This window comes from Burkholderia sp. Ac-20349 (assembly GCF_017104865.1).
Classification (GTDB): domain Bacteria; phylum Pseudomonadota; class Gammaproteobacteria; order Burkholderiales; family Burkholderiaceae; genus Burkholderia; species Burkholderia aenigmatica.
Window position 1 is genome coordinate 20108 of sequence record NZ_JAAGPM010000099.1, and the last position, 9839, is coordinate 29946.

The 9839-nt window shown below is 69.7% G+C and carries 11 protein-coding genes and 1 pseudogene; 4 read left to right on the top strand and 8 right to left on the bottom strand.

Translation table 11 applies throughout. From position 1 onward, the window contains the following. Positions 1–3 precede the first annotated feature (3 nt). Together G3N61_RS26925 and G3N61_RS26930 are read right to left on the bottom strand one after the other, a co-directional pair. The gene (locus G3N61_RS26925; RefSeq protein ID WP_205824014.1) at positions 4–1197 is read right to left on the bottom strand and encodes an acyl-CoA dehydrogenase family protein; all 1194 of its coding nucleotides are present in this window, start codon (positions 1195–1197) and stop codon (positions 4–6) included. Between the two features lie 163 nt (positions 1198–1360). Continuing rightward, positions 1361–2500 (bottom strand): LLM class flavin-dependent oxidoreductase, encoded by a 1140-nt coding sequence (locus G3N61_RS26930; protein WP_205824015.1) that lies wholly within the window; start codon positions 2498–2500, stop codon positions 1361–1363. Positions 2501–2758: 258 nt separating this feature from the next. On the opposite strand from G3N61_RS26930, the gene G3N61_RS26935 reads away from it, so the two are divergent. Further along, positions 2759–3109, top strand: a complete 351-nt coding sequence (locus G3N61_RS26935) for a VOC family protein (RefSeq protein WP_043190962.1) — start codon at positions 2759–2761, stop codon at positions 3107–3109. 102 nt (positions 3110–3211) lie between these two features. Here the strand turns inward: G3N61_RS26935 and G3N61_RS26940 are convergent, their stop codons facing one another. Beyond that, positions 3212–4072: a LysR substrate-binding domain-containing protein gene (locus G3N61_RS26940; RefSeq protein WP_205824016.1), complete on the bottom strand. Its 861-nt coding sequence runs from the start codon at positions 4070–4072 to the stop codon at positions 3212–3214. A 157-nt stretch (positions 4073–4229) separates the two neighbouring features. Here G3N61_RS26940 and G3N61_RS26945 point away from each other — a divergent pair, with 157 nt between their 5' ends. Then, positions 4230–5618, top strand: a complete 1389-nt coding sequence (locus G3N61_RS26945; protein WP_205824017.1) for a DHA2 family efflux MFS transporter permease subunit — start codon at positions 4230–4232, stop codon at positions 5616–5618. Between the two features lie 9 nt (positions 5619–5627). On the opposite strand, the gene G3N61_RS26950 is transcribed toward G3N61_RS26945, so the two are convergent. Beyond that, positions 5628–6008, bottom strand: coding sequence for a DUF4377 domain-containing protein (locus tag G3N61_RS26950; RefSeq protein ID WP_205824018.1), 381 nt, complete (start codon positions 6006–6008; stop codon positions 5628–5630). On the opposite strand from G3N61_RS26950, the gene G3N61_RS26955 reads away from it, so the two are divergent. Together G3N61_RS26955 and G3N61_RS26960 are read left to right on the top strand one after the other, a co-directional pair. Beyond that, positions 5996–6397: a hypothetical protein gene (locus tag G3N61_RS26955; protein WP_205824019.1), complete on the top strand. Its 402-nt coding sequence runs from the start codon at positions 5996–5998 to the stop codon at positions 6395–6397. The genes G3N61_RS26950 and G3N61_RS26955 overlap by 13 nt on opposite strands. Next, positions 6394–7587 (top strand): tyrosine-type recombinase/integrase, encoded by a 1194-nt coding sequence (locus tag G3N61_RS26960; protein WP_205824020.1) that lies wholly within the window; start codon positions 6394–6396, stop codon positions 7585–7587. The genes G3N61_RS26955 and G3N61_RS26960 overlap by 4 nt, the downstream gene beginning before the upstream one ends. A 46-nt stretch (positions 7588–7633) precedes the next feature. Here G3N61_RS26960 and G3N61_RS26965 read toward each other — a convergent pair whose 3' ends face one another. From G3N61_RS26965 to G3N61_RS26980, 4 genes and pseudogenes are all read right to left on the bottom strand, one after another. Then, entirely contained in the window at positions 7634–8032 is a 399-nt protein-coding gene (locus G3N61_RS26965; RefSeq protein ID WP_175023210.1) for a lysozyme inhibitor LprI family protein, read from the bottom strand. 178 nt (positions 8033–8210) lie between these two features. Then, positions 8211–8429, bottom strand: coding sequence for a YXWGXW repeat-containing protein (locus G3N61_RS26970; RefSeq protein ID WP_089452947.1), 219 nt, complete (start codon positions 8427–8429; stop codon positions 8211–8213). Positions 8430–8491: 62 nt separating this feature from the next. Continuing rightward, a complete protein-coding gene (locus G3N61_RS26975; protein WP_205824021.1) occupies positions 8492–9655 on the bottom strand; it encodes a DUF1501 domain-containing protein in 1164 nt (387 codons plus the stop codon). Next, positions 9652–9839 (bottom strand): annotated as a pseudogene (locus G3N61_RS26980) (DUF1800 domain-containing protein); the annotation flags it as partial. The gene G3N61_RS26975 and the pseudogene G3N61_RS26980, both read right to left, overlap by 4 nt.

The window sequence follows — 9839 nt, forward strand, 5'->3', positions numbered from 1 at the left end:
TCGTCAGATGAAGAAGTCGGTGTTCTCGCGGCCGAGCATCACGGCGCCGAGATTCTGGCCGAAGCGGTCCACGTTGTTCGCGTAGTGCGCGCGGGCCGCGTGCAGGTCGAGGAAGCGGCGCACCAGCGGATTGCGGTGATAGATGCCGTTGCCGCCTGCGTAACGCAGCAGCGCGTTCGCGGCCTGCGCGCAGCGCTCGGCGACCTGGGCCGACTGGTAGCGGAAATGCACGCGGCGCTCGATCGACACGGCCGGGCCGCCCGTGACCGACGCCATCAGCTCCGCGAAATTGCGCTTGAGCAGCACCTGCATCTCGTCGATCGCGACGGCCGCGTTCGCGCACGCGCCCTGCGCGCCCGGATCGTCGGTCGTCTTCGCGCCGCTGTTGGCCGACACGCGTGTCGCCGCATAGCCGGTGAAATCGTCGAGCGCGCCCTGCAGCGCGCCGATGCACGACGTGCACACCGCACGCACGAAGATCTGCGCGAACGGCAGCTTGAACAGCGGCGCATCGTTGACGGCCAGGCCCGGGCTCGTGCCCATCATCCCGTCGATCGCCTTGTGCGTGCGGTACGCGGGCACGAACACATCGTCGACGACGATGTCGTGGCTGCCCGTCGCGCGCAGGCCGAGCACGTCCCAGTCCTGCTGGATCCGGTAGTCGGCTTTCGGCAGCAGGAAGGTGCGGTATTCGGGCGGCTGGCCGGCTTCGGCCGGTGGCACCAGCGCGCCGAGAAACACCCATTCGCACAGCTCGCTGCCGCTCGAGAACTTCCAGTGACCGGACAGGCGGAAACCGCCGTCGACCGGCGTCACGCGGCCGACCGGCATGTAGGTCGACGCGATCAGCGTCGTCGGATCGTTGCCCCACACGTCCTGCTGCGCGCGCGCGTCGAACAGCGCGAGCTGCCAGTTGTGCACGCCGACGACGCCGTACACCCACGCGGTCGACATGCAGCCGCGCGCCAGCGCCATCTGGATGTCGAAGAAGGCTTGCGGATCGAGCTCGTAGCCGCCGTAGCGTTTCGGCTGCAGCACCTTGAAGAAGCCGGCGGCCTGCATGTCGGCGATCGTCTCGGCCGGGATGCGGCCCTGCGCTTCCGCCTGCGCGGCGCGGCCGGCGAGCGTCGGCGCCAGCGCCTCGGCGCGGGCGATCAGCGTGGCGGCCAGTGCGTTCGAATCGTTGTCGCGATGCACGAATGTCTCCTGTGAAGCGGGTGATGCGCCGCGGCGCCTGCCCTGCTCTCGTTCAAAGTTGTTCGGCGCGGCCTGGCCGCGGGCGATGCTCGCCATCGTCGATGGTCGGCTTCGCGCCGCCGCGCCGCATCGTCCGACCGGACGACGGGCGCGGCCCGGTGCATCACGCGCAGGCGCGCTCCTTCTCCTTGTTGAAGAACGGGATCACGTGCTCGCCGATGTTGCGGATCGTCTCCATCTGCGCTTCGTGCGGCACCGTGCCCATCTGGCACAGGAACAGCACTTCGTCGACACCGGCTTCCTGCAGGCGGCCGACATAGCCGATGCAGTCGTCCACCGTGCCGTACGCATGGTTCGGGTTCATCATCGCGAGGGCCGGGTCGGCGAAGTTCACGACGACTTCCTCCGACGCGAAGCGCGAGCGGATCACCATCTCGCCGGTGTCGGCCTGCACGAGGTCGTCGCCCCACTTCGCCGGATCCGGACGCTCGCCGCCCGTGTACCAGTACGCGAGCGATTCCATGAAATAGCGCTGGCCGCGGATGCCGATCTTGCGGGCTGCCTGGCCGTCGGCCATCACGACCGTCGGGCACAGCGCCGCGAGGTGCTGGGTCGGGCGGAAGCCGACCTGGTCTTCCGGCTTGCGGTTCGCCCAGGCTTCGCGGTACACGGCGTTCTTCTTCGCGACTTCGTCGGGGCCGCCGAAGCCGAGCACCAGCGCGCCCATCCCGCGCTGGCCGGCGCGCAGCAGCGCGTCGGTGTTCGTACAAGCCAGGTACATCGGCGGGTGCGGATCCTGGAACGGCTTCGGGTGGATCGGGCGCTTCGGGATCTTGATGTACTTGCCGTCGTGTTCGATCTCGTCCTGCACGAACATCTTCGGCACGAGGTACATCGATTCGTCGATCATCGGCTGCAGTTCGTTGAGGTCGTAGCCGAACGCACCGGCTTCCTGCTGGCTGCCGCCCTTGCCGACGCCGAAGTGCACGCGGCCGCCGGACAGGATGTCGAGCAGCGCGACGCGCTCGGCGACCTTGATCGGGTGGTTCATCGCCGGCGGCAGGCACACGACGCCGTGGCCGAGGCTGATACGCGTCGTGCGGCCGGCCAGGTACGCAAGGAAGGTTTCCGGCGCGCTCATGTGCGCATAGTTGGTCAGCGACGTGTGCTCCACGCACCAGATCGTGTCGAAGCCGACCTGCTCGGCGAGCAGCGCCTGTTCGACCGTCTCCTTGAAAACCCGGTGGTCGCCCTCGCGCGATGCGTCGGTGGTCTGGGCTTCGTAGATGAGGGAAAACTTCATTGCGTGCGTCTCCATGGTTGTTGGACGAGTCGGGGTCGTGCAGCCCGCCCGCACGATACGGACGAAGCGCGACGGTCCACGAATGGGAGTGTCGGCGCGCGGCCGGGCGCGGGCATCGTCTGTTCGGAGTACCGGCACGCCGGCGGGGACAGAGGGGTTTCACCGTCATCCGATCGGACTGCGTGACGCGGCGAACCGCGCGCTAGCATCGAACGGCGGCGCCTTGCATGCGCCGGCCAACGACAAGGGAGAGAGGGAATGAAGGTATCGATGCTGCTGTATCCGGTCGCCGACATCGACACGGCGCTGCCGCTGTTCGTCGACGGCCTGGGCCTGAACGTGAAGTTCCGCGACGGCGACCGCTATTGCGCGCTCGACGGCGGCCCGCTGACGATCGCGCTGGTCGCGGGCGACGAGCAGATCGTCGAGCGCGCGGCGCTGACGCTGCGCGTCGACGAGGACGACGACCTGTATGCGGCGATGGCGCGGGTCGTGAAGGCCGGCGCATCGGTGCGCGTGCCCGTGCAGGCCGGGCCGCACGAATACCGCGCGGTGCTGGAGGACAAGAACGGCGCGCTGCTGGTGATTTCGCAGAAACGGGCCGCCTGACGCACAAGGCCGCACATGGCCCGGCGGGCTTCGCGTTCGCGTTCGCGTTCGCGGTCGCCGGCGCGTAGCGCCGCGCGTCGGGCCGTCAGCCCGTTGGCCGCGTCAGGCGGCCGTACCCGGCGCGCGCAGGTCGCTCGCTTCCAGCAATTCGAGCAGCGTGCGCGCCGGCTGGCTGAGCCGCTTCGCGGCCAGCGCGATGAATTCGATGTCGGGCAGCACGGGCAGCGCGTCGCCATTGACCAGCGGCGCAAGCCCGCGCGTCGACAAATAGTGCGACGTCGCGGTCAGGCCGAGCCCCGCGCGCGCGGCCGCGATGCACCCCGGCTGGCTGCTGCTCGAACACACGACTTCCCAGCCGATCCCCTTCTCCGCGAGCGCGTTCAGGACGATCCCGCGCGTCACGCTCGGCTCGGCGACCAGCACGAGCGGCCGCGGCCGCTCCGGATCGACGACCGTGCCGGGACGCGCGACCCATTCGAGCCGCGCACGCAAGAGCGGCGTGCCGCGCCGCTCGCCGAGCCGCCGCTTGCCGATCATCAGGTCGAGCGCGCCCGCGTCCAGCCCTTCGTAGAGCCGGCTCGTCATGCCGGTGGTGATCTCCAGCGCGACGTCCGGGTGCGCGGCGCGAAACCCGGCGAGCACGTCCGGCAACGCGACGAGCGCGAGATCGTCCGGCGCGCCGAGCCGCACCAGCCCTTGCAGCCGCGGCTTGCGGAATTGCGATTCCGCGCGGTTCAGCGCCTGCAGGATCACGTTCGCATGCACGAGCAGCGCCTCGCCGTCGGCCGTCATCGCGATCGAATGCGTGTCGCGCACGAACAGCCGCCGGCCGACGCTCTCTTCGAGACGACGGATGTGTTCGCTGACGCTCGACTGGTTGAGCCCGAGCTGCCGGCCCGCTTCGGTGAAGCTGCGGCAGTTCGTGACGGTCGCGAACGTCTTGAGCCAGACGGGATTGAGCACCCCGCATTGTCATCGGCATGGCCGATGACAGTCAACGTCGTCAGGCAGCTTCCCGATGACCATCGGAATCGGTACCATCGAGCGCTTGAAGACCGGCAGGCGCCGCGGACCGCGTCAAGGCGCCGCCCGCGCCGGCCTTTGCACCACCGATTTCGCCATGTCCCGAGAACCCACACACACCGCGCTGCTCTGGATCGTCGCCGCTGCATTCTTCATGCAGTCGCTCGACACGACGATCGTCAACACCGCCCTGCCTTCGATCGCGCAAAGCCTGCACGCGTCGCCGCTCGCGATGCAGCCCGTCGTGGTCGTCTATACGCTGACGATGGCGATGCTCACGCCCGCGTCCGGCTGGCTGGCCGACCGGTTCGGCACGCGCCGCGTGTTCTCGCTCGCGATTCTCGTGTTCGTGCTCGCGTCGATCGGCTGCGCGGCGTCGCATACGCTCGGCCAGCTCGTCGCCGCACGCGCGCTGCAAGGCATCGGCGGGTCGATGCTGCTGCCGATCGGGCGGCTCGCCGTGCTGCGGCGCGTGCCGGGCGAGCAGTACGTGTCGGCGCTCGCGTTCGTGTCGGTCGCCGCGCAGCTCGGGCCGATCGCCGGGCCGACGCTCGGCGGCTGGCTCACGCAGGCGATCTCGTGGCACTGGGTGTTCATCGTCAACGTGCCGGTCGGCATGGTCGGCTTCCTCGCGGTGCAGCGCTATCTGCCGCACGACCAGCTGACGCAGCCGCCACCGTTCGACTTCGTCGGCTGCGCGCTGCTGTCCATTGCGATGATCGCGCTGTCGCTCGCGATCGATCCGCCGATGCCCGCGCATCGCGCGGCGTGGTCGGCCGGGCTGGCCATCGTCGGCCTGGCGAGCGCGCTTGCCTACCTGCCGCATGCGCGGCGCCGCGCGCAGCCGCTGTTCCGGCTCGGGCTGTTCCGCGAGCCGAACTTCGGCTCGGGGCTGCTCGGCAACCTGCTGTGCCGGATCGGCACGAGCTCGGTGCCGTTCATGCTGCCGCTGCTGATGCAGGTGCAGCTCGGCTATACGCCGCTGCAGTCGGGGCTGATGCTGCTGCCGGCCGCGATCGCGGGCGTCATCGCGAAACGCTGGATCGCGCCGCTCGTGAAGCGCTTCGGCTACGCGGCATTTCTGGTCGTGAATACGGGAATCGTCGGGTGTGCGATCGCGGGGTTCGCGCTGGTGTCGACACGCCCCGCGCCGGTGCTGGAAGGCGTGCTGCTGATCGTGTTCGGCGCCGCGAACTCGATGCAGTTCGCGGCGATGAACGGCGTGACGCTCAAGGGGCTGTCGCATGCCGACGCCGGCAGCGGCAACAGCCTGTTCACGATGATGCAGATGCTGGCGATGGGGCTCGGCGTGTCGATCGGCGGCGGCCTCGTCAACGTGTTTGCCGCCTATCGGGGCTCGATGGCGCACGGGTTCATGCTGTCGTTCGCCTGCATGGGTTTGGTGACGCTGCTGTCGTCCGTCGTGTTCCGGCGGATCGATACGGCCGCGCCGCCAGCCGGTGCGGCGGCGCGCCCGTCCGCGTGAGCGCGGCCGTCAGTTCGCCGCGCGGCGCTCGACGACGCGCTTGAGCACCCAGCGGATCGACGAGCCGTCGGCCGGCGGCTGCGCGACGCGGTATTCGTCGATTTCAAGCGTGTACAGGTAACCGGGCTGATACGCGAAGCCTTCGATGCCGGCGTACCACAGGCTCCACGGCTCGCTCGGGCTGCTGCGCACCTGCAGGCACTCCATCGGCGCGACGCCGGTGCAGCGCGCGGATTGCGGCGCGACATAGACAGTCTTCGTCACCGGCTTGGCATCGGCCGGGCGCACCGCGTTCGGCGACGTGGTGACTGCGTCGGTCTGGCATCCGGCGAGGAGCGTGCTGCCGGCAATGACGGCCGCGCCGAGCAGCGTTCTGGATGAGCAAATCATCTGATGGTCCTCAGGAAGCGTTGGAGGGCCGGTTAGACGACCGGTGCGACAAGAAAGTTCACAAACAGCTTACAAGCATCGATCTGCCCCTCGTTCGCCGGATGTCGCTTGCGAGGCGTCACGTTGCGGTGAGCCGGTTCGGCCGCGTACGTCGCCGCCAGAGCGCCCCTCATGCAGCGGATCTATCGCTGATCGGCATCATGCGACAGGCGACGCTCATCGGGCCGTTGCCGAACGGCATACCGTCGCCTGAGCAAAGCGATCGTCGCCGGCGGGTTCGCCGTGTGGCGATCGTGTACCATCGGCGCTTCCCGATATGCCTGATCGCGCTGCGTTCGTCCGCCCGGCTCCCAGCGCACGATCCGCGCAACGCACCCCGCTTCGCATGACCTCACCCGTTCCGTCCGACACCGCGCTGCGCCCGCTGCCGATCGATGCGCTGACCGTGCCGGCCACGCTCGACGGACGCACGGGCACCAACCGCTCGAACAGCGCGCATCCGCAGATTGCCGCGACCAACGATCTCGACGCGGTGCGCGCGTGGCTCGCACGCTTCGTCGATACGCCGACCACGTTCCAGAACTATCGCAAGGAAGCCGAACGCCTGCTGCTGTGGGCCGTGATCGCGTGCGGCAAGCCGCTGTCGTCGCTCACGCACGAAGATCTGATCGTGTACCGGCAGTTCCTGCTCGCCCCCGCGCCGGCCGACCTGTGGTGCGCGAACGGCGGGCGCAAGCATCCGCGCGACGATCCGCGCTGGCGGCCGTTCTACGGGCCGCTGTCGGCGGCCAGCCAGCGGCAGGCGCTGGTGATCCTGAACGTGATGTTCTCGTGGCTCGTGCAGGCCGGCTACCTGGCCGGCAACCCGCTCGCGTTGTCGCGGCAGCGGCAGCGCCGGCCCGCGCCGCGCGTCACGCGCCATCTCGGGCAGCCGCTGTGGCAGTCGGTCAAGGACACGATCGCCGCGATGCCGCGCGACGACGCGCGTGCTGGCTTCCATGCGGATCGCGCGCGCTGGCTGTTCACGCTGCTGTATCTCGGCGGGTTGCGCATCACCGAAGCGGCCGACACGACGATGGGCCAGTTCTTCTGCCGGCGCGACGCGGACGGGCGCGACCGCTGGTGGCTCGACGTGACGGGCAAAGGCGGCCGGCAGCGGCTCGTGCCGGCCACCGACGAAATGATGGCCGAGCTGTCGCGCTACCGGCGTGCGCATGGCCTGCCCGCGTTGCCGTCCGACGGCGAGCCCACGCCGCTCGTGCTGCCGGTCGGCCAGACGCGCAAGCCGCTCACGCGCGCGGCGCTGCACGGGATCGTGAAGCAGGTGTTCCGGCATGCGGCCGACCGGTTGCGCGCGAACGGCGAAGCCGGCGAGCAGCAGGCGCGCGTGCTCGAACAGGCGTCCGCGCACTGGCTGCGCCACAGCGCGGGCTCGCACATGGCCGACGGCCGCGTCGACCTGCGGCTCGTGCGCGACAACCTCGGCCACGTGTCGCTCACGACGACGAGCCAGTACCTGCACGCGGACGACGACTGGCGGCATCGCGAGACGGAGGAGAAACACCGGATCGGGTGGTAGGCGCGCACCGGCCTGACGGATCCCGGCTCGCGCAACGTGTCCGCGCTCAGTGATCGAGCTCGAGCCCGCCCAGGCCGCCATTGCTGCGGCATTTCGCGCGATCGCCTTTCACCTGCCAGTCGATTTGCCCGCACATCACGTCGATGCGTTTGCGGTAGCTGTCGATCAGGCACTGCGTCGTCGTGCAGCGGTTACGCGCCTTCAGCCATGCCTTCTGGGTCGCCATGAACTGCTCATACTCGGGCGGATCCTCGACCGGATAGTTGCTGAAGTCGTAGAGCATGTGCTGGTAATCCGCGTTGAGCGCATCGTCGAGACGCGACAGCGTCGGATTGGCGCAGATTTCGCGCTCCACGAACGTGGACGCTTTCGCGCAGTTGAACGACGCGGCGTGCGCGCCGGTCATGCCGGCCGCGACGGCCAGCGCAACGAGCCATGCTTTCATGTGGGTGCCGTGAGGTAGAAAACGGCGGCCGTGGATCGACTCGCCGTGACGGACGAACGGGGATGCCCGTCGCCGGATGCCCGTCGCCGGGATCCGGCAGCTTAGGGCAACGCGCATCGCATTTCAATACGCTGCCCCGCCTCTTCCGCACCCGCGCCGCGGGGCACGTTACGCCCGATCAGTACACGCCCACCCAGTGCCCGGGCACCCACGCCCAGTGATTGCCGGCCCACCGGTAATGCCCCTTCGCCCAGCGATAGCCTGGCGCGGGCATCGGAGTCGGTACCTCGACGACCGGCGCCGGCTGCGGCGGTCGCACGGGTTCGACCACGCACGCGGACAGCAGCGTCGCACTGGCCGCGACCAGCACGGTGAGCGAAACGGATCGCATCTTCAACATCTTGCATTCTCCCTGTTGTGTAGTGGATGGATTCAGTGCCGATACGGCAACGCGGCGCGTCACGCGGCTCCGCGAATCAGCCCGCTCATCGGCCGCGTCGCACCGCTTTCCGCGAACAGCGCGGACGCGGTGCGGTGCGGATCGAGCCGCAGGCTTTCGGCGGCGGCGCCCGAGATCAGCGCGTCGAGCGACGCGGTCGGCTTCAGGTCGCGCCCTTCGTACAGGTCGCCCGGCCGCAAACCCGGCCAGTCGGCGATCACGCGGCCGCCGGCGACCGCACCGCCCGCGAGCATCGCGACCGACGCCTGCCCGTGATCGGTGCCGCCGGTGCCGTTCGCGGCAGCCGTGCGGCCGAACTCGGTCGCGACCAGCACCGTGGTCTGCTGCCACGCGGGCCCGAGGCCGTCGCGCAGCGCAGCGAGCATCGTGTCGAGTGCTTTCAGCTGATTCGCGAGCCGCGCGTTCTGCGCGCTGTGCGTGTCCCAGCCGCCCGTCTCGATCATCGCGATGCGCGGGCCGTCGTCGCGCGCGAGGAACGTCGCGGCGAGCTTGCCGACACCCGCTGGATCCTGCCGCGCATGGGCATCGCCGGCGAGTCCGCGCGCATCCATCGCCGATTGCCACAGCGGGCCGAGCTGCGCGTCAGCCTCATAGAGCGCCGACACGCGCGCGAGCAGGTCGTCCGGCGCGGCCGGCAACCCGGATGGCGCGTACGACGCAGCCTGCACGGTGCCGCGCAACGCGAGCGGCACGGTCGGCGCGAACGCGATCGCACTTTCGCGCGTGGCCGGCAGCAGCGCGGCGAGCCGGTTCAGCCAGCCGTCCTTTACCTGGTACGGTGCGCGGCCGCCGGTCTCGAGCACGTTCTGGCCGTCGAAATGCGAACGGTCGCGATACGGCGACGCGATCGCATGGACGAACAGCGCCTGCCCGTCGCGGTACAACTGCGCGGTCTGCACGAGCGACGGATGCAGCGCGAACGTGCCGTCGAGCCGTGTCGCGGCCGACGTGTCGATCGCGAGCGGGCCGCGCAGCGCTGCATACGCGGGCTCGGCATACGGGACGACGATATTCAGGCCGTCGGCCGCGCCGCGCTGGATCACGAACACGAAGCGCCGGTCGGTCGCGACGTTCGCGAACACGATCCGCGGCGCGACGAGGATCGCGCCGGCGCCGGCGGCGGCCACGCTCAGGAATTGTCGGCGGGACAGTGCCATGGTCATCTCCGTTGGAAATCGGGTGAGACGAGCAGCAGCGCGAGCGACGTGGTCGCGCTTTCGGCGCGCGACAGCGCGGCCGCGGTCGGTGCGCTCAACGAACCGGCGAGCAGCGTGTTGCCGAGCGCGCGCGGATCGGGCCGGTCGCCGGTGCGCGCGGCCAGCCGCTGCGCAAGCTCGACGCGGCGCA

Excerpts from the sequence above, each read along its gene's own strand:
- G3N61_RS26955 (WP_205824019.1), top strand. The coding sequence starts at position 5,996 with ATGAGCAAATCATCTGATGGTCCTCAGGAAGCGTTGGAGGGCCGGTTA.
- G3N61_RS26950 (WP_205824018.1), bottom strand. The coding sequence starts at position 6,008 with ATGATTTGCTCATCCAGAACGCTGCTCGGCGCGGCCGTCATTGCCGGC.
- G3N61_RS26945 (WP_205824017.1), top strand. The coding sequence starts at position 4,230 with ATGTCCCGAGAACCCACACACACCGCGCTGCTCTGGATCGTCGCCGCT.
- G3N61_RS26935 (WP_043190962.1), top strand. The coding sequence starts at position 2,759 with ATGAAGGTATCGATGCTGCTGTATCCGGTCGCCGACATCGACACGGCG.
- G3N61_RS26975 (WP_205824021.1), bottom strand. The coding sequence starts at position 9,655 with ATGACCATGGCACTGTCCCGCCGACAATTCCTGAGCGTGGCCGCCGCC.
- G3N61_RS26960 (WP_205824020.1), top strand. The coding sequence starts at position 6,394 with ATGACCTCACCCGTTCCGTCCGACACCGCGCTGCGCCCGCTGCCGATC.
- G3N61_RS26930 (WP_205824015.1), bottom strand. The coding sequence starts at position 2,500 with ATGAAGTTTTCCCTCATCTACGAAGCCCAGACCACCGACGCATCGCGC.
- G3N61_RS26965 (WP_175023210.1), bottom strand. The coding sequence starts at position 8,032 with ATGAAAGCATGGCTCGTTGCGCTGGCCGTCGCGGCCGGCATGACCGGC.